Annotated in this window: 19 protein-coding genes, 1 tRNA gene and 1 pseudogene; 10 read left to right on the top strand and 11 right to left on the bottom strand. The window is 34.4% G+C overall.

Going from position 1 to position 19630, the window contains the following annotated elements:
- Nucleotides 1-239: 239 nt before the first annotated feature.
- Complete coding sequence (locus Trichorick_RS04980) at nucleotides 240-1736, top strand: Npt1/Npt2 family nucleotide transporter (RefSeq protein WP_323737918.1); 1497 nt, start codon at nucleotides 240-242, stop codon at nucleotides 1734-1736.
- Between the two features lie 265 nt (nucleotides 1737-2001).
- Here Trichorick_RS04980 and Trichorick_RS04975 read toward each other — a convergent pair whose 3' ends face one another.
- From Trichorick_RS04975 to Trichorick_RS04945, 7 genes are all read right to left on the bottom strand, one after another.
- Complete coding sequence (locus tag Trichorick_RS04975; protein WP_323737917.1) at nucleotides 2002-3018, bottom strand: hypothetical protein; 1017 nt, start codon at nucleotides 3016-3018, stop codon at nucleotides 2002-2004.
- Between the two features lie 92 nt (nucleotides 3019-3110).
- Entirely contained in the window at nucleotides 3111-3746 is a 636-nt protein-coding gene (locus tag Trichorick_RS04970) for a superoxide dismutase (protein ID WP_323737916.1), read from the bottom strand.
- Nucleotides 3747-3781: 35 nt separating this feature from the next.
- Nucleotides 3782-3857, bottom strand: a tRNA-Thr gene (locus Trichorick_RS04965).
- Nucleotides 3858-3889: 32 nt separating this feature from the next.
- Nucleotides 3890-5110 carry a Bcr/CflA family efflux MFS transporter gene (locus Trichorick_RS04960; protein WP_323737915.1) on the bottom strand — a complete coding sequence of 407 codons (1221 nt, stop codon included), beginning with the start codon at nucleotides 5108-5110 and terminating at the stop codon, nucleotides 3890-3892.
- A gap of 246 nt (nucleotides 5111-5356) precedes the next feature.
- Nucleotides 5357-6457 (bottom strand): redox-regulated ATPase YchF, encoded by a 1101-nt coding sequence (gene ychF / locus Trichorick_RS04955; RefSeq protein WP_323737914.1) that lies wholly within the window; start codon nucleotides 6455-6457, stop codon nucleotides 5357-5359.
- Nucleotides 6458-6769: 312 nt separating this feature from the next.
- Complete coding sequence (pth, locus tag Trichorick_RS04950) at nucleotides 6770-7327, bottom strand: aminoacyl-tRNA hydrolase (protein ID WP_323737913.1); 558 nt, start codon at nucleotides 7325-7327, stop codon at nucleotides 6770-6772.
- A gap of 6 nt (nucleotides 7328-7333) precedes the next feature.
- Complete coding sequence (locus Trichorick_RS04945; protein ID WP_323737912.1) at nucleotides 7334-7936, bottom strand: 50S ribosomal protein L25/general stress protein Ctc; 603 nt, start codon at nucleotides 7934-7936, stop codon at nucleotides 7334-7336.
- 237 nt (nucleotides 7937-8173) lie between these two features.
- On the opposite strand from Trichorick_RS04945, the gene Trichorick_RS04940 reads away from it, so the two are divergent.
- The 5 genes from Trichorick_RS04940 (at nucleotide 8174) to Trichorick_RS04920 (ending at nucleotide 13759) form a co-directional block, all read left to right on the top strand.
- Nucleotides 8174-9103 carry an AEC family transporter gene (locus Trichorick_RS04940; protein ID WP_323737911.1) on the top strand — a complete coding sequence of 310 codons (930 nt, stop codon included), beginning with the start codon at nucleotides 8174-8176 and terminating at the stop codon, nucleotides 9101-9103.
- Between the two features lie 49 nt (nucleotides 9104-9152).
- Nucleotides 9153-10058 carry an alpha/beta fold hydrolase gene (locus tag Trichorick_RS04935; protein WP_323737910.1) on the top strand — a complete coding sequence of 302 codons (906 nt, stop codon included), beginning with the start codon at nucleotides 9153-9155 and terminating at the stop codon, nucleotides 10056-10058.
- Between the two features lie 151 nt (nucleotides 10059-10209).
- A complete protein-coding gene (gene trxB / locus Trichorick_RS04930; RefSeq protein ID WP_323737909.1) occupies nucleotides 10210-11151 on the top strand; it encodes a thioredoxin-disulfide reductase in 942 nt (313 codons plus the stop codon).
- 25 nt (nucleotides 11152-11176) lie between these two features.
- On the top strand, nucleotides 11177-12619 hold the full coding sequence (locus Trichorick_RS04925) for a replicative DNA helicase (RefSeq protein WP_323737908.1): 1443 nt from the start codon (nucleotides 11177-11179) through the stop codon (nucleotides 12617-12619).
- Between the two features lie 147 nt (nucleotides 12620-12766).
- The gene (locus Trichorick_RS04920; RefSeq protein WP_323737907.1) at nucleotides 12767-13759 is read left to right on the top strand and encodes a glycoside hydrolase family 3 N-terminal domain-containing protein; all 993 of its coding nucleotides are present in this window, start codon (nucleotides 12767-12769) and stop codon (nucleotides 13757-13759) included.
- A 266-nt stretch (nucleotides 13760-14025) separates the two neighbouring features.
- Here the strand turns inward: Trichorick_RS04920 and Trichorick_RS04915 are convergent, their stop codons facing one another.
- Complete coding sequence (locus tag Trichorick_RS04915; protein WP_323737906.1) at nucleotides 14026-14211, bottom strand: hypothetical protein; 186 nt, start codon at nucleotides 14209-14211, stop codon at nucleotides 14026-14028.
- Nucleotides 14212-14305: 94 nt separating this feature from the next.
- Here Trichorick_RS04915 and rpmH point away from each other — a divergent pair, with 94 nt between their 5' ends.
- Entirely contained in the window at nucleotides 14306-14440 is a 135-nt protein-coding gene (gene rpmH, locus Trichorick_RS04910; protein WP_316354491.1) for a 50S ribosomal protein L34, read from the top strand.
- A 1-nt stretch (nucleotide 14441) separates the two neighbouring features.
- Nucleotides 14442-14807 (top strand): ribonuclease P protein component, encoded by a 366-nt coding sequence (gene rnpA / locus Trichorick_RS04905; protein ID WP_323737905.1) that lies wholly within the window; start codon nucleotides 14442-14444, stop codon nucleotides 14805-14807.
- Between the two features lie 256 nt (nucleotides 14808-15063).
- Here rnpA and Trichorick_RS04900 read toward each other — a convergent pair whose 3' ends face one another.
- On the bottom strand, nucleotides 15064-15357 hold the full coding sequence (locus tag Trichorick_RS04900; protein WP_323737904.1) for a hypothetical protein: 294 nt from the start codon (nucleotides 15355-15357) through the stop codon (nucleotides 15064-15066).
- Nucleotides 15358-15566: 209 nt separating this feature from the next.
- Between Trichorick_RS04900 and Trichorick_RS04895 the strand changes: the two are divergent.
- Together Trichorick_RS04895 and Trichorick_RS04890 are read left to right on the top strand one after the other, a co-directional pair.
- Nucleotides 15567-15982: pseudogene (locus Trichorick_RS04895) on the top strand (IS3 family transposase); the annotation flags it as partial.
- A gap of 177 nt (nucleotides 15983-16159) precedes the next feature.
- Nucleotides 16160-16489 (top strand): hypothetical protein, encoded by a 330-nt coding sequence (locus tag Trichorick_RS04890; RefSeq protein WP_410250236.1) that lies wholly within the window; start codon nucleotides 16160-16162, stop codon nucleotides 16487-16489.
- 207 nt (nucleotides 16490-16696) lie between these two features.
- Here Trichorick_RS04890 and rbfA read toward each other — a convergent pair whose 3' ends face one another.
- Together rbfA and infB are read right to left on the bottom strand one after the other, a co-directional pair.
- Entirely contained in the window at nucleotides 16697-17050 is a 354-nt protein-coding gene (rbfA, locus tag Trichorick_RS04885; RefSeq protein WP_323737902.1) for a 30S ribosome-binding factor RbfA, read from the bottom strand.
- A gap of 45 nt (nucleotides 17051-17095) precedes the next feature.
- Nucleotides 17096-19549: a translation initiation factor IF-2 gene (infB, locus tag Trichorick_RS04880; RefSeq protein ID WP_323737901.1), complete on the bottom strand. Its 2454-nt coding sequence runs from the start codon at nucleotides 19547-19549 to the stop codon at nucleotides 17096-17098.
- Between the last annotated feature and the right edge of the window lie 81 nt (nucleotides 19550-19630).

The following is a 19630-nucleotide window of genomic DNA, read 5'->3' as shown; positions in this document are numbered from 1 at the left end:
GAGCTTTAGATTATAAAGCGACTGCTAAAAATAGCTAATCTTTTTTAACATCCGTTAATTTAAGAGCCTATCAGATCAGTTAGATATAAGAGAGGAATTTTTCAGACAAAAACGAAATCGAGTACCGTAGAGTATTTTGGTTTGTTTCAGAACTTCGCCTGCGTTTTGAGTGAGCAAAATCACCTCTTATATACACTGATCGACAGGCTTTAAGTTGCTCACAAAGGAACGTATTCACAGTGGATGTACATTCATATTTATTTAAAAATCGATTCAGAAAGATTTTTTGGCCAATACACCATCATGAACTTGGAAAATTTATACCAATCTCTGGGCTAATGTTTTGTATTTTATTTAATCAAAATATACTCAGAATTCTTAAGGACAGTATCTTGATCTCTGAAATTAGCGCTGAAGTCGCCAGTTTTGCTAAAGTTTATTGTGTCACTCCAACAGCAGCTATCTTTGTAATTATTTACGCAAAACTAGTTAATCATTTAAGTTTTGAAAAAATCTATTACTACCTTATTAGTGTTTTTATAGGGTTCTTTGCTATTTTTGCATTTATATTATATCCTAATATTAACTACTTTCATATGGATGCCACTGCACTAGATCAGATAATGTCTGCTCATCCTCATTTAAAGTGGTATATAGCATTAGCTGGAAATTGGAGCTATATCATTTTTTATACTTTAGCTGAATTATGGCCGAATATTTTTTATGTTTTATTATTTTGGCAGTTTGCTAATGAAATTACTACTACCGAAGAAGCAAAAAGATTTTATACCTTGTTTTCTTTATTTGGTAATTCATCATTAATATTTGTAGGATTATTAATGATGAATTTATCTTCTGAACGTACAATCATGCAATATTTTATCCATGTTGCAAACAGTAAGGTAGTTTTAATACAGGTATCAGTGTTTTGTGTAGTAATCTTTGCACTATTATCATGTTTGTTGGTAAGGTTTATTGGCAATAATGTAATGACCAATCCAACATTTTATAATAGAGCTAAAGCTCCAAGATCTACAAAAGAAAAAATGAGCATTATGCATAGTTTTAGCTATATTGCAAAATCAAAATATCTATGGTTAATGCTTATTTGTTCGGCAGCTTTTGGCTTTGCAATCAACCTAGTTGAAGCTGTGTGGAAAGCAAAAATTAAAGAATTATATCCTACTGTAAATAGTTATGCTGAATTTAACAGCTTATATATTCTTTGGACTGGTGTTGCAATCATTGTCATGACTATCATCAGTAATAATATTATGCGTAGCCATAGCTGGTTTGCTGCAGCGGTAATATCTCCAATTATAATCATGGTTACAGGAATTGCTTTTTTTCTTCTGGTAGTATTCGATCATCAAATATTGAGCTTTTTTGATGGCGCGATAATAATGACCCCATTAGCGCTTGCTGTCTCAATTGGAGCATTACAAAATATATTAGCAAAAGGTAGCAAATACTCGATCTGGGATACCTCCATACAAATGCTTTATATACCCTTAGATGATGAGCTAAAAACCAAAGGTAAGGCTGCTGTAGATGTTGTTAGTTCCAAAATAGGAAAATCATCAAGTGGTTTGATACAATCTATCATCTTTACAATCTTTCCAGCCGCTACTTTTACTTCTATTTCACCAATATTAATGGTAATTTTTACATTAGTATGTATTTCTTGGATTTACGCTGTAAGAAAAGTTTATTTTGAATATTTAAAAATTGTGTAGTTAAAATATAAAGCAAGTTGCCAATTAAAACTGTATTGCGAGGCAGCGCAGCTACCGTGACAATCCAGAAAGATTAACACAGTAAAAGCTGTGTCACTGTTATGATTTTTTTTCTGGATTGCTTCGTAGTGTGCTTACGCACATTCCTCGCAATGACGGGCTTTTGGAATGTTTTTAGCCACTTTAAATTTGTGGAGATATATCAGCTCGTGATGACGCCTTGTATCTTCAGCTGGAATCTGATTAAAAAATAGCCAAAATGCTTTTATGCAATATTTTGAGCAAGTTCTACCAGTTCCTCTGTAATCAGCTCTTGCCCTTCTTCACCAAATGCTGCAAATACTATATCAGCTGCATATTGTTTAGATTGTGGTAAAGCATTCTGCTGTAATGCAGATTTTATTAACTCCACAGTCTTTGCAGTCAATTTGATGTTTTTACCACTTTCAAATAGCTTTGCTATAGATTCTAAATTCTTATATATATTAATTGGTGCTTGAATATTTTGTTCTTGTGGTGCTATACCAGCTAATTTAACCAAATCATTAGGAACTACTAATTCTTCTGCACCTGGCTTTCCCGCTTTCTTTAAAGCCTCAGTAACAATAAAAATAGCATCTTGCTTTACTTTAGAACCAGCAGATGGATCAGTTAACACCGCTCTTAGTTGATTAAGAGTTATTTCATTGAATTTAGTAACACCAATTTCATCATCTTGAAAACCACTAGCTATTGCTGCAATGATCTGAGGATTGTATGACTTTTGAGTTGGGATTATATTATTACTACCATAATTTAATTTATTAGTAATTGATGCTACGTTCATTAAATCTGCAGGAATATTTTCTCCTTTTTCAACAGCTTTACTTATGATAAAAATTGCATCCTGCGCTGCTGAAGTTGAAGAATCCTGGACTGCAATTCTTATTTGATTTAAGGTACTTTCTGTTAACTTTATCGTCTTATCTCCTCTTCTATAAGCATCGGCAACAATTTGCAGTAATCCACTATTCACTTGACTTAATGGTTGCAGAACAAATGACTTTGTAGTCTCAGGTTTTTTAAATTCAAAATTTGTAAACCCTTGAGCATTATACTGATTGAAGTTACTCTGCCCTACTCCTTCATCTAGACCATGTTTTATACTTAGAAAATCTAATGGCAAAGATCCTTTTTTCTTATCATCATTAGAAGCACCACTAACCAACTGTGCTTTTTGTATCTGTAAGTCAGCTTGTACTTTCTTAACTATATCTTGATTATATTCATAAATGCTTTTCATAACTTATACCAATATTTATATTTATAATATTATATTAGCATTTATTTACAAATATAGCAATATTTTATTTATAAATATTAATAATAACAACGTTACCTTAGCAATTCTTTACAATTAAGTTCAGCAAATTCCCAATTAATCATATGTTCAATATAGGTTGTAACATAATCAGGACGCTTATTTCGATAATCAATATAGTAAGCATGTTCCCACACATCACAAGCCAGTAAAGGCTGAATATCTTGAGTAATTGGTGTATCAGCATTAGTAGTTTTAACTATTTTTAGCTTTCCTTGTTCACAGACAAACCAAGCCCATCCACTGCCAAATTGACTTACTGCTGCAGCTTTAAATTCAGTCACAAAATTCTCGAAACTACCAAAATCTTTGTTAATGTGATTTAGCATCTTCTCGCCCGGAATCTTGCCACCATTTGGTTTGATTGAATGCCAAAAAAAACTATGATTCCATACTTGAGCAGCATTATTAAATATCGTCTGATTTTTAGAGTAAGTTAGCTTTATTAATTCTTCTAAGCTCTTATCCTGTAATTCCTGGTTATTCTGTAGTAAATTGTTTAAATTTGTTACATAAGCTTGGTGATGTTTACCATGATGATATTCAAACGTTTCTGCAGTAAAATGTGGGAGAAAATCTTCGCGATTAAAAGGTAATTTCGGTAAAATGAACGGATATGAATTTTGATTAGAATGTATTGAATAGATCATAATAAGGTTCCTATTTATTTACAATAATTTACAAATGGTGCCGGTAAGAGGACTCGAACCCCCGACCTACACATTACGAATGTGCCGCTCTACCAACTGAGCTATACCGGCTAAACTAAACTCAAGAAAAATATTCATAGAGTCTAGTTAAAGTTATATTTCTGTTTATTCAAACTCCATCTTTGAATTAGATAAAAAGATAAACTACAACAAGCACTCAAACTAAATAGTAATATACTAAATTTATTAATATCTTCACTATGTAATTTTGATACTGTAAAACTAATTATAGCGACAAGCAAGTAATATAATGAACCAAAAATTGAACCAGCTGTTCCCGTAACTTTGGCGTAATCTTCTAAAGCATATCGCAAAGTCATTGGCATCAGTAATCCATGACCTATCATATGTAGTACCATTGGCATAAAGATTATAAGTATCACAAAATACTTTGTGGTTTTATCTAAAATTAAATAAGACGATATTATCAGCAACCCACAACCAACAATACTTAAAAATAAGCCGATAACCATAATTTTAGTACCGCCAACTCCCTTATTGATCCAGTATTTACCGTTAAAACTACCAAATGCCATTGCAAAACTAAGCAAGAATGCTAAACACCCATATTGTGATGGTAACATGCCAATTTTATTGATAAATACAAACGGTGCTTCCATATAAAAACCAAAAGCCATGCCATTAAAAGCACCAATAATAAAAGCGTATAATAATACTATTCGGTCTCTTATAACTACCTTAAACACCATAGAATATTTACTACGTTGCGCAACCCCAATATAAGGATTAGTTTCCGGTAAATATTTGATATAAGATAATAGTAATGAACAAGATACCATGCTCAAAAATACAAAAATATAACGCCAACCAAAATATTCTACTACATATCCGCCAATTGCAGAACCAAGCGATGGCGCCAATGCTAACCACATTGATACGCTAGCATAAACATACGATAAAGCAGCTCCCTCGTAAGAATCTCTAGCCATGGCCTGACCTATCACCGAACCGACGCTCGCTCCAAATGCGGTAGTAAATCGCAATACCATTAATGTCTGAATATCACTTACAAAAATACTACAAATTATTGACATCAAATATAAGGTCATACCACCCAGCACTACAGGTCTCCTACCAAAAATATCAGACACTCTGCCTAGCGATAATATACCTAAAGCAAAACCTAAAAAATATATACTTGAACTAACTTGCGCTACCCCACCACTAATATTGAAGTAACTGGAGATATCTGGAAGCGCAGCCGTATACACCAGCTCAGTAGTATGCGATAACGCAAATAAACAAAGTAGCATCCAAAGTGGAATCTGCCCAATAATTTTCATATATATTCCGTGAATAAACGAACACGTTTTACTGGATTGCTTCGACTACTATCGTAGTCTCGCAATGACGAATCTTACTTTAATTAGTTCATTGAACAAATTTGGGTTCGAGATAGACGAAGGTCAAAATCAAGGAGTGCTAGGAATTGTCAAAGTCAAGCACCGTAGCGTATACTTAAATACGCGAGGAGCGCAGATCTTTAGACATGACGATGCAATACGCAGATTTTCACCGAGTATATCATATTAGAGGTTAAATCTGAAATGCACTATATCACCGTCCTGTACTCTATACTCTTTACCTTCTAAACGCATTTTACCAGTTTCTTTAGCTCGTACCTCTCCTTTACAAGAGATATAATCATTATATGATATCACCTCCGCACGGATAAAACCTTTTTCAAAATCAGTATGAATAATTCCAGCAGCTTCTGGTGCAAACGTACCAATCTTAAAAGTCCAAGCATGCACCTCTTTTGGGCCAACAGTAAAGAAACTTTGTAAATTTAGTAGATTATATGAAGCTTTGATAATCTTGCTTAATCCTGTTTCAGCTAATCCTATGCTATCTAAAAATTCAATTTTTTCTTGCACACTAGTAAGATTCGCTATTTCTGCTTCAATCTTTGATGAAATAATAATAGATTCTGCTTGTTCTTTTTTCGTTTTATCAGCAATATTATTGGTAAATTCATTACCACTACACGCTTCCTGCTCTAAAACATTACAAACATATAATACTGGTTTTGCAGTTAATAATTGCAATCTACTGATCTCACCCTTGTCATACCCCTTGCCTATCAAATCTCGTGCTGGCTTTCCTGAGCTTAAAAGCTGGTATACAGCCTGCAGTAAATCTAGTTCTGCGTTCAAAGTTTTATCACCTGTTTTCACACGTTTTTGAGTAGCAGCTAAACGACGCTCGACTGACTCAAGATCAGCAAGTATAAGCTCAGTTTCTATTATTTCTGCATCATGCAGCGGATCAATTGCACCGTGTACATGAGTAATATCATCATCCTCAAAACAACGTAGTACGTGTAAAATTGCATCAACCTCCCTAATATGAGATAAAAACTTATTACCTAACCCCTCTCCTTTACTAGCCCCTTTTACTAGTCCCGCAATATCAACAAATTCTATATAAGCAGGAATTATCTTACCTGAACCAGCAATAGTAGCTAGTTGCTCCAAGCGGTCATCTGGAACAACTGTAATGCCAGTATTTGGTTCGATAGTACAAAATGGGTAATTAGCTGCTGCAGCTGCTTGACTGGCAGTCAAAGCATTAAACAAAGTTGATTTACCCACATTTGGTAGTCCAACAATACCGCACTTTAATGTCATAAGTTTATTCTCAGATATTTTTGATAGACCTTAAATCTTTAGTTATCCTGAACTGAAATAGTCATTTCGAACTAATATCAAGCCATACAGGTCAAGTTAAGAAAAAGAGATAACACAAACCGTCATCCTGAATTTATTTCAAGATCTTGTAAAATCCTGACTAGATCCCGAAACAAGTTCGGGATGACTATCGTTAGTTCGAGCTAACCATTGTTAGCCAAGATGACCATCATTAGTTCGGGATAACAACAAATTTCTGTAAAAGATTATAGAGAAACTTAAATCAGCATAAATTTTGGCATGTAATATATATCAAATTTTGTGTTTAAAATCCTCGATCTGGCCATGCACTAATAAACTAAAATTATCGCTAACTATTTTTGTAGAGTTAAGAATACAATTATATTCATCATTAGTGAAATTACCTAATACATAATCAGATACTGAAAATTCGCTATTGCCTGGTCGGCCTATACCTATTCGTAAGCGATAATAATCTTTACCTAACAAATGATCTATCGATCTTAATCCGTTATGGCCACCATTACCACCAGCAAATTTTACTTTGATCTTCCCTAACTCCAGATCTATATCATCATGAATCACTAATATATCTTCTGGCCTAATCCTGTAGTAACTTACAATAGCAAGCACCGCAACACCAGAACAATTCATATAAGTATTAGGCTTACAAAAAATTAACTTGCTATTATCAAATATGCCACAAGCTATATTAGCTTGCATTTTTTTATCACCACTCCAAGAAAACCTTAAACTATCACTTAAATAATCAACCACTATAAAACCTGCATTGTGGCGAGTATTCAAATATTCTCTACCATAATTGCCAAGCCCTACAATTAGCCGCATTTCAGACTATGCCTTGGCGGCGGCAGCATTCTCATCATCAGCCTTAGCACCTCTATTACCAATTATCGAAGCTATGATCAGGTCTGGCTTACAAAATAACTTACACCCTTTCGGCAATTCAATATTCTTGGCTTTCAAAGAAGCTCCTACTCTCATCTCGCTTACGTCAATAGTAACACAAGCTGGGATATGATTTACTTCACACTCTAAAGTAATTGTTCTTTTAACTATATTGAAAAATCCTCCGCGCTTAACACCCACAGAACGTTCTTTTCCTTCGAATACTATCGGCACTTCCAATTTTTGTACCTTGCTATCCAGATAGATAAAATCCACATGTCTAACCATATCAGTTACGGGATGCAGTTCAATTGCTTTAGGTAAAATTTTATGTTTTTTACCACCCACTTCAAGCTGAATAACCGTTGAGATAAAATTAGGTTTTCGGTAAAGTTTAGTAATTTCTTTTTCTAGAATTGCTATTGCCAGGTTTTTTTTACCAACACCATAAATAATCGCAGGAACCATTCCATTCCTACGTAACGCCCTAGCTGCACCAGTACCAAGTTGTTCTCGGGTTTCAGCCGGGAGAGTTAAGATCTCACTCATCATTTTCTCCAGTTTTAAAAGCGCATTATAATATTAAATCATCCTAAGTTCAATAGACTTCTTGCCTTACTGTTCTTGAGAGATGATTTTATTGTTAAAATCAAGCGGACATGAGATTGATTTCTTTAAATTTAATCATAAAAATTCCATCAAAAAGAATTTGATTGCTATTATGGTACAGATATATTAAATAGATTAATCAGCAATTTAAACTTTTTTGCAAAAGCTACCTATTTCATGTCAATTATAAGCATAGTTTTCTTAAAAACTGTTTCTGTATTACTAAGTGTAGTTATAGGATTTTTGGCAGGAAGATATTCCAATGTTGAAAAAGAAAGCATAGCTTCACTTTTATTTTATTTTATCTCGCCAATAGTATTTTTTGCAATTCCGGCAAGCACCACTCTTACTTTTTCTGCTTTAAGTATAACTTTAGTAACATTCCTGATAGCTAGCGGGCTCTCTGTATTTTCTTATCATTTTTTTGGTAGATATTGGCAGGATCATACTAAAAATATCATTGCATTCTCAGCTGGCAATGCCAATGTCGGATATTTTATGTTACCAATTGCTGCAGCACTTTTTGACGATTATACCTTAAGTATTTATATGATGGCTATCATCGGTATAACTATTTATGAATCTTCTATAGGTTATTATTTTTGCGCCAGAAGCTTCAGCTCAACTAAAGACAGTATTATAAAAATATTTAAATTACCTACTTTAAACAGCTTTTTTCTGGGATGTTGCTTTAGCTTTGCTAACCTTGAACTACCAGACTTCCTCGATGATTTTATCTATAGTATGCGTGGTGCATATTCAATACTAGGGATGATTATGGTAGGACTAGGTATTTCAAAATTGCATAAATTTGAAATAGATTTAAAATTTACTCTGGCTACTTTTACTGCAAAATTTGTTTTTTATCCAATTGCAATCAATATTTTTATTGTTTTAGATCGATTTATAATGAAGTGGTATGATGAAAACTATTATAATGCCTTGCAATTACTATCCACAGCACCAATGGCTGCCAATATAATCGTAATTGCTAGTTTACAAAAATTTCATCCCGAAAGAGTTGCTGCTACTGTGCTACTATCATTATTATTTGTATTAATATACATGCCGGTGATGGTTGGTATCTTCTTAGGTGATTTAAATTAAAATAAGATATGTAAATGGTTAGTGACTCACTATAAATAATTAAAATCAGATGAAATTACAAAAACAGTCAGTTGAAATTGGTCCGTACACTACTTGGCTCAACCCGCAATCAATTCCTAAACACCGAATATCTTACCTTGAATTTGGCGATCCAAACAACCAAAATATTTTAATTTGCGCTCATGGTTTAACCAGAAATGCCTATGACTTTGCTAAATTAGGGACTGCTTTAGGAGATACTTACCGCGTAATTGCTCTCTGCTATCCAGGTCGTGGTGACAGTGATTTTTTTACTGATAAAAATCACTATAATTACCAAGTATATATGCAAGATACTTTATTAGTGCTAGAAAAACTCAATATTAAAAACAATCTTCATAATATTATATGGCTTGGCACTTCCATGGGCGGCATTATAGGAATGACTCTGGCAAGCAAATATAAAGATATTTTTAAAGGAATGATTCTTAACGACATCGGACCTTTCCTGCCTGCTGAAGTTTTACTCCGGATTATTAAATATGCTAGTCAGGTGGTTTATTTTGACGATCTTGATAGCGCAAAACAGCATTTAAAAATAATTTATGACCAATTCGGTATTTCTGATGAAGCAGATTGGGATTATTTAACTCAGCATAGTTTTAAACTAAATATAGATGGCAAATACCAAATGAACTATGATCCTATGATAGTGCATGGAGTAGATACTGATTCCAATAAACTAAAAGATGTTACTATGTGGCCAATATGGCACAATATTGAATGTCCTTTGCTAGTTATTCACGGAGCACTATCAAATATTCTACAAAATAGTACTATTAAAGAGATGCAAAAATCACGTGATTTTGACCTTTATACAGTGTATTATGCTGGGCATGCACCAGCATTAATGACAAATGATCAGATATTGGTTATAAGATCATGGATTAACAAAATACTATATAATATTCGGTGAAAATTGAGAATTGCGTTGTCGTTCTTAAAAAATCCGCGATGCAAAACAAACAAAAATACACTGTGCTTCGCAGACTTCGATGCTCCTAGCACTTCTTCAATTTTGACCTTCGTCTATACAATTCTTTATTTTAAAAAATTAAATTAAGATTATGACTATTTCAACCAAAGTACTTATTATTGGCTCCGGACCAGCAGGACTTAGCGCCGCAATTTATACAGCAAGGGCGGGGCTTGAACCAATATTATTTCAAGGATCACAACCTGGTGGACAACTTACCATCACTACTGATGTAGAAAATTACCCCGGTTTTGCCGATATTATTCAAGGACCATGGCTAATGGAACAAATGACCAAACAAGCAGAACATGTTGGTACAAAAGTTATATATGAACATGTCACCAAAATTGATTTATTAAAGAAGCCTTTTATTGCCATTACCGATTCCGGCAACCATTACCAAGCAGAGAGTGTTATTATTTGTACTGGCGCTTCAGCAAAATGGTTGGGTATTGAATCAGAAAAATTTTTTCAAGGACATGGCATTTCTGGTTGCGCAACTTGCGATGGATTTTTTTTTAAAGGTAAAGAGGTGTTGGTTGTTGGTGGTGGCAATAGTGCTGTTGAAGAAGCATTATATCTAACGAATCATGCCAGTAAGGTTACCATTATTCATCGAAGAGATAGTTTTAGAGCTGAAAAGATTTTGCAAGAACGCTTATTTAAGCATCCTAAAATTTCTGTAATCTGGAATCATACATTAATTGAAGCTATAGGTAATACCAATCCTAAAATAGTAACCGGAGCAAAAATTCAGAATACTATTAGTGGAGTGATTAGCGAACTCAATTGTGATGGTATTTTTATTGCAATCGGACATAAACCAAATACTGATTTATTTAAAGGGCAGCTTACAATTGATAATGAGGGTTATATTATTACCCAACCTGATTCAACAAGAACTAATATTGAAGGTGTATTTGCTGCTGGTGACGTCCAGGATAAAATATTTAGACAGGCGGTAACTGCAGCCGGCACTGGTTGTATGGCTGCTCTTGAGGCCGAAAAATATCTGAGTGGACTTCATTGTTAAGCAGCATAATCATACAACCTATAACATGACAAACGAACCATCAGACAAGCAAATTCTTCATCGTACTTTACCTTATAACTTACAAGCAGAACAAATGCTGCTTGGAGCTATTTTAATTAATCCAGATTTGCTTAACCAAGTCGTAGAGTTTTTAAAAACAGAACATTTTTTTAAAATATTGCATCAAAAGATCTATCAAGCCATTATAGCTATTACTGATAAAAGCTTAACTCCCACTCAATTAGCAATTAGAACTATACTTGATCGCGAAGAAGATTTTCAAACCTCAGGAGGATCAGAATATCTGACTAAATTGGCAACACTCGCTATTATGGTGATTAATCCATATGATTATGGTCGACTAATCTACGATCTAGCCATAAAACGTAATTTAATAAAAATTGGCGAAGATATAGTTAATACTGCCTACGACCAGGCTATCACCAATGAGGCTAGCACTCAAATTGAGCAAGCCGAAAACAACTTGTATCATCTAGCGACTGAAGGATTTAATGAGCGTAGTTTTGTTAAAATCGCAAATTCGGTGTCAGATTCATTAGCTAGCATAAATCGTGCCATGAAAAATGCCAGTCATGTCACTGGAATTACCACCGGTTTACTTGATCTTGATATGAAACTTTCTGGCTTTCATAATTCAGATCTGATTATTATAGCCGGCAGACCATCAATGGGTAAAACTGCATTTGCAATTAACCTAGCTATTAATGCTTGTAAAGCCATGAACAGCAAAGCTAATGATCCTGCATCAAAAGCAGCTGTTGGCTTCTTTTCTCTGGAAATGTCTTCAGAACAACTAGCTAATCGTTTACTCTCAAGTTATACTGCGATTGATTCCGCAAGTTTACGTTCTGGATTTATCAAAGAAGAACAGTATAATGACATACGCAAAGCTGCTATTGCACTATCTGAGTTACCATTCTTCATTGACGATACACCAGCTCTAACAATCTCAGCAATTCGTACTCGAGCAAGGCGGCTAAAACGCAAACATAATCTCGCCATATTATTTATAGATTATTTACAATTAATCAGAGGTTCGGCTAAAATTGAAAACCGAGTGCTTGAAGTTTCAGAAATTACTCAAGGTTTAAAAGCAATTGCTAAAGAACTCAATATACCGGTAATTGCCTTATCGCAATTATCAAGAGCTGTAGAACAACGTGAAGACAAAAAACCGATGCTTTCAGATCTCAGAGAATCAGGCAGTATTGAACAAGATGCCGACATCGTAATGTTTCTTTATCGAGAAGAATATTATTTGACTAGGCAAGAACCGACTCCTGGAAGTGAGAAATATTTTGATTGGCAAAGTAAACTTGAGCAAATAAAAAATGTTACCGAAATTATAGTAGCTAAACATCGTAATGGGCCCATTGGTAATGTCCGTATTTATTATGATAGTCATTATTCCAAATTTAGTAACCTAGATAAATTACATAGGTCTTAATAGACCTCTTGCATAACCTAAAAATGGTTGAGGAATTTTTCAGACAAAAATGCAAATGAGGATCGCAGTATACTTATAGCACATGAGCACCGGAGTTAAATTTTGACGAGAAAATTATCAACCAGAATAGGTTATGCAGGAGGTCTAATGCAAAAAAAACTACTAATATTTGGTATCTCTGGCCCTATATTAACTCAACAAGAAAAAGAATTTTTGAGCAACCACCCCATTTCAGGATTTATTTTATTTAAACGTAATATAGTATCTACTGCTCAATTAATATCACTAATTACTGAATTAAAAAATTTATATTCTAATTATAAACCAATAATTTTTATTGATCAAGAAGGTGGAAGAGTAGCTAGACTACAGCCACCAATCATTGATACCAAATATCCAGCAGCAGAATATTTTGCCAAGTTATACCATCATGACAAAGCTCTAGCACTACAGACGGTACGAGCTAATTATACTATATTAATGCAAGATCTTAAACGCTTAGGCATTGATTCTCCTTGTGCTCCTGTAGCTGACTTGCGTTATCCGTATACTGATGCCGTAATTGGAGATCGCAGCTTTGGTAGTGACGTACAACAGTTGGTAGATTTATGTTCAGCAGCAATTGACGGCATTGCTAACGCTGGTGGTATAGCAATAATTAAACATATACCTGGTCACGGCAGAGCTACTTGTGATAGTCACCAGGAATTGCCTATTGTTACAACTGCACTCAAAGATTTAATGGATACTGATTTCGCAGTATTCCAACAATTATCTAAACATCCAAAAATAGAATGGGCAATGACTGCTCATATAATATTTCACGCTCTTGATTCCAAGGCACCGGTAACATTATCCAATACAGCAATAGAATTTATAAAACAGGAAATAGGTTTTTCTGGAAAGCTAGTCTCAGATGATATTTGTATGTTTGCCTTGCATAGTCACCTTGGCATCAATCAAACTCTTACCCATAAAAACCTTGAAGAGCTAACCAATGAACAACATAAGCATTTACATCAAACATTTATTAACAGCTTAATAGAAGTTACTCATCAATCTTTTGCTGCTGGCTGTCATTTTGTATTACACGGTAGCGGTCATTTACCGGAAATGATTGCAATTTATGATGCCATATAATATCAATATCTAACAACCGCCAATTGCCAATTAAAATATTTTGTTAAAACCATAGAGGCCAGTTCCAACTGTCATTGCTTGAAGGAGCGCGGCTGCCCTTGCAATCCAAAAATAAGATAGTATTCAATGAACCGCGTCAATTAAAAATAAATCTCGTCATTGCGAGACCACATTAGTGGTCAAAGCAATCCAGTCAATGATTATTCTGGATTGCTTCAACAATGCCGTCACAATGACAAGTACTGGCTCGCTTCTTTTCCCTAAGATTAAAAAGGTATATGTAATAAACATAGCATAAAAAGTAAACACACCGCCATTCCCTGCAACGCTACTCTTAAAAACATCAGTTTAGTCCTTAATTTATTGTTTAAATTGCCGCCTACAGCCATTAAAACTACCCCTGTAACTAAAACTAACATTGTTAAACAAATTAATATTAAAACGACAATCATCTAGGCACCCTCTTTATCCATTTTTATTATTGACAATCAAAGATAATTTGAGTAGAAATGGTAGTTCATTTAAAATGAAAATACAAGTAGTGTTATGAAACGTACATTTCAACCAAGCAATTTAGTAAGAAAAAGAAGACATGGTTTTAGAGCACGTATGGCTACCGTCGGTGGTAGAGAGATACTAAGAAGACGCAGGGCTAAAGGCCGAACAAAATTATCAGCTTAACTTGGCCATCTCTTCTTTAAAAAAACAAGCTGCTTTTGATAAAATAAATCAGAAAGGTCAAAGGCTACATTCTCCTTACTGTACTATAGTAATATTAGAAAATGTTTCTGCATTTCTTCCTAAATATACTGATCATATTTCCTTAGGCATGAAAGTAAGTAAAAAGCTAGGTAATGCGGTAATACGTAACAAAATAAAACGTCGCGTTAGACACTTAATAAGAACTATTGCGTGCTCTAATTCTTTAAACGCCAATCTGGGCCTCATTTTTATTCCTAAGAAAAATTTTGACAAAATAGCCTTTACTACACTACTTAACGTAGTATCACATATGCTAAACACCAAATTGTCATTGCGAGACCGTTAAGTTAGAAATAATTTAGCTGCTAATTTATTTTGATTAATGGTATTACTGAGGGTGTTCAACGGACTGCGTCAAATCGTCATCAAACACTCTCGTAAAATTGGACTTTAGTTGAGTAGTTGAACATGCTCTGATCGTACTAAAAGATTTACTTCAATATCTAGGCATTGCATACAAATTTTATGGAGATTATTATGCGCTGGATTTTGGAAACTCCATCTCCATCCAGCGCAATTCTTTGATCCAAATTTTTAGTCTATTATACTATATCAAGTGCGTCACCAGATACTTCTACTTCTAAATTATGTAAATTATGTTCTTGGCGCTCTATAGCTTCTACAACACCGTACTCTCCTTTTAAAGTTGCATAAAACTTTAACGTTGCTTGCCCGTTGGGTGCATACAGATTATAGAACGTACTTTTTAAATCCACTATACCGGTAGATATGACTTCAATTGCTAATTCTCTGGCTTCATCGTTACCAGTACTAGCATTATAAATTGCATTGGACAACACATCAGCAATTAAGCCTTGACCTTTTTTTCTGCACATTTTATTAACTCTTCTTGAAAATTACGTCCCATAGATTGAGTAAGTTCTTTAAATGATTTAATTGCTTCATAAGCAGACGATGGGATATTAAAATTCATTAATATCTTTGTATATCCACTTAGTAGTGCTTGTTGTTCTGATCTTGCACTAGTTTTCTGGACAGTGCATCTGAAAAAAAGGAGTAAGAAAAAAGATGCCTAAAGGAATATGATTTATATTCCAAAGCAGTAATAGGGTGGCAATGAGCAAAACTCTGCGTGCAACTCTTGTCACTGATGCTCTATTAATGGCGATGTTTAGACGTAAGTTGCCGCAAAGAGTTATTGTTCATTCTGATCGTGGATCTCAGTATTGTTCCAGCGCATACCAAGCTTTAATAAAGCGCTATAACCTTCAGTGTAGCATGAGTGCTAAAGGTTGTTGTTATGATAATGCTGATATGGAATCTTTTTTTCACACCATAAAAGTTGAATTAATTAATGATATGAGGTACCAAACTAGAGAAATAGCCAAATCTTCAATTGTCGAATATATCGAATGTTATTATAACCGTAAACGTAGACACTCTACTATCGCTTACAACATACCTGTATTATTCATACAAAATTTATTATCAATCGCATGATTCAGTGTCCGGTAAACTAGTACAAGATCAGTAGCATGATAGATCTCAATTTTGAGTAGTTAACAGTTATAAAGCAATGTGAGCTGCTGAATGTTAATAGATCAACATATTATTATAAGCCTGCTGTCATAGATGAGCACGATAAAGATTATGCATCTAATCGATGAGACTTATATTATGCACCTATATTATGGGATGTGGCGGATGGCAAAATATTTGCAAAAGCAAGGGTTTGTAGTAGGTCGTAAAGCTGTTAGATGTTATTACCAAATTATAGGACTTGAAGCTGTTTACCCTAAAATGAATTTAAGCAAGAGGAATCAGGCGCATAAAGTATATCATTATCTATTAAATGGGCTCGATATAATATCAGCAAATCAAGTGTGGAGTGCTGATATAACGTATATAAGACTTAGCCAAGGATTTGTTTATTTAGTCGCGATTATCGATTGGTATAGAGTTTGTGTATTTTGCAAACAATATAACAGCCTAACTCTGAGAATTTAATTTATGAGAATTACATCTCAAAATAGCTGAATTTTTGTCTAGACAAAAGGAACCACCATAAAGGGCACAAAACTGAGACGCGAGAGTTCTTTGCTATTTCTTTTATCTAACTAATATTTTTTAATCAATATAAATCTTATTTATTATATCTATATTTTAAACTTATAACACTAACCGAGAGGTGCTCAACGAACACTCTTCTTTAATCTATAACTTATCTAATAGCTGATTCACTATACGTTCATTATCAAAGCCATGGTCATAGAAAAACCGAATATCTGGCGAATATTTAAGATCTATTTTATGAGTTACAAAATCTCTAATTGCATATTTGGAATTATTTAATGCTTCTAAAAGCTCAACTTCACTAAGTTTGGTATTAAATGGCATAAAATAACATTTTGCAAGCTTAAGATCACCAGTTACTACTACTTTAGTAATAGTAAGAGGAGAGTCTATTAATCTGATATCCAGTTTTTTACCACGCCCCAAACACTCAACTATCGCCATATTAATTAAACTTGCAACTCTTTGTTGTCTATATGATTCTGATCTATCCATAAGCGACTCCAAATAATTGGATTAAATTTGCTGCCGGCAATGTGCTTAAAATAATTGTTTCTTCTCTTCAATAACTTCAAACACTTCCACAGTATCAGTAACTTTTATATCATCATAATTCTCAAATGCAATACCACACTCAAAACCTTCTTTAACTTCTTTAACATCCTCTTTAAAACGTTTAAGCGTTTTAAGTTTACCTTCATGTATTACGATATCATCACGCAATAATCGCACACCAGCGCCTCTCTTAATTACCCCCTTGGTAACATAACTACCAGCCACTTTACCAATTTTAGTAATATTAAATATTTGTCTGATTACCACTGAACCGATAAATTGTTCACGCATAATTGGCGATAACATACCATTCATTATTGCTTTCATGTCATCAATTAAGTTATAGATAATGGAATAATAACGTATATCCGCTTTATCTTTTTCTGCCATGCTTGCCGCATTAGCGTTAGACCTGACATTAAAACCCAAAATTATTGCATTTGAAGCTCTAGCTAAGGTTACATCTGATTCTGTGATACCGCCAACAGCCTGATGTAGAATTTTTACACGCACTTCATCATTAGGTAATTTTAATAAGCTAGTAGCAATTGCTTCAACCGACCCCTGCACGTCCCCTTTTATTATTATCGCTAATTCTTTGATGCCTCCGACGCCAGAAGCTTTCATAAATAAATCTTCTAAACTACTGCCTTTCGTAACCGCCACCTTCTTCTCTTTTAGCAAACGCATACGATACTCGGTAATATCACGAGCATGTTTTTCATTCAAAATTACATCAAATCGGTCTCCGGCACGTGGCGCTTCATTCAATCCATAAATTTCTACAGGTTCAGTAGGGCCAGCACTCAGTATATCGATGCCTTTATCATTATTAATACGCTTTATTCTACCATAAGTACTACCAGCTACCATCAAATCACTATTCTTAAGTGTTCCACGTTGAATTAATATTGTAGCAATTATACCCTTACCTTTATCTATTCTTGATTCAATGACTATACCAGAAGCCGGTGCTGCTGGATTTGCCTTAAGATCCTGCATCTCTGCTAGCAACAACACTGCTTCTTCTAGTTTATCGAGATTAATTTTTTTAAGAGCTGATACTGGGATAACCATAGTATCTCCTCCAAGATCTTCAGCTACTAATTCATGCATTAATAACTCATTTTTTACTCGATCGAGGTTAATATCCGGCTTATCAATCTTATTAATTGCTACAACTATAGGAACACCAGCAGCCTTAGCATGATTAATCGCTTCAATAGTCTGAGCTTTAATACCATCATCAGCAGCAACTACCAGAATTACTATGTCAGTTACCTGAGCGCCTCTGATTCTCATTTCAGTAAAAGCTTCATGACCTGGAGTATCAATAAAAGTAATGGCTTTACCATTAGCTAAAGTAACTCGATAAGCTCCTATATGCTGAGTAATACCCCCAGCCTCATAACTTACAATATCGGTTGATTTTAATGCATCTAGTAATGAGGTTTTGCCATGATCAACATGACCCATGACTGTAACTACTGGCGCTCTTGGTTGAAGATTTTCAGCGGTATCTATCTCTTGAATCAAGATATTTTCAACATCAGACTCTTGCACTCTTTTTGCACTGTGACCAAAAGCTGTAACAATCAATTCTGCAGTATCTGCATCAATTGACTGAAGCGCAGTAGCCATGACACCGAGTTTCATCAGTTCACGAATTACATCGGCAACGCGTTCTGCCATACGTCCGGCTAACTCACTTACAGTAATCACCTCAGGAATAATTACTTCTCTATAAATTTTGTCGTGTTTCTGCAGTATTTCCTGCTTACGCTTTGCTTTTTCTTTTGCTCGACGAATTGAAGCTAGACTACGCCCTTTATTTGCTCCAGCTCCTTCTTCACCTTCAAGCATATGAAAGATATCAGACTTTTTCAGTTTCTTTGGTTCTTCAACCTTAGCTTTTTGTGGCGCTGCTTTAGTATCACCAATCTTCTTTTTAACACCATTTTCTTCTTCAAACACCTCATTAACTAAAGGCCGCCCTATTCCACCACTACGCTCAGGCGCTATTGTTTGAAGTTTTTTATCACCACTATCTTCAACATCTATTGATGCAGCAACTGCAGGCTGCTTTGGTGTGCTATCTGACCGCTCATTGGTTATTACTTGTTCAACTTTAAGCTGATTCATTGCAACAAGCTTACTTAAAGTACTAATTTTAGATTCTGAATCTCTTATCTTATCATCCGCCGCTCTTTTTAATAAACTTAAACGCTTATTAAATTCTTCATGATCAGAATCTGTTGTAGCAACAGGCGAGCTTGTTGTACTTCCAATAACTTTACTTTTTTTAACCTCTACAATTGTATTCGATTTAGAACCAATTACACTACGACTAACATTTGCATGATCAATAGATTTACCAAATGATAATTTGGTTCTATCAAGCGTTAGTTTCTTTGGTTTATTGTCTTGAATGTCAGTCATAAATCTTTAATACCTATATATTGGTCTAGGAGCAGCATTCAAAATAGCTGTAACCTATTATAATCATAAACTAGGTTGCAT

Source organism: Candidatus Trichorickettsia mobilis (assembly GCF_034366785.1).
Classification (GTDB): domain Bacteria; phylum Pseudomonadota; class Alphaproteobacteria; order Rickettsiales; family Rickettsiaceae; genus Trichorickettsia; species Trichorickettsia mobilis_A.
Note: the sequence above shows the minus strand (reverse complement) of the source record. Positions and strands in the feature narration are given on the sequence as shown.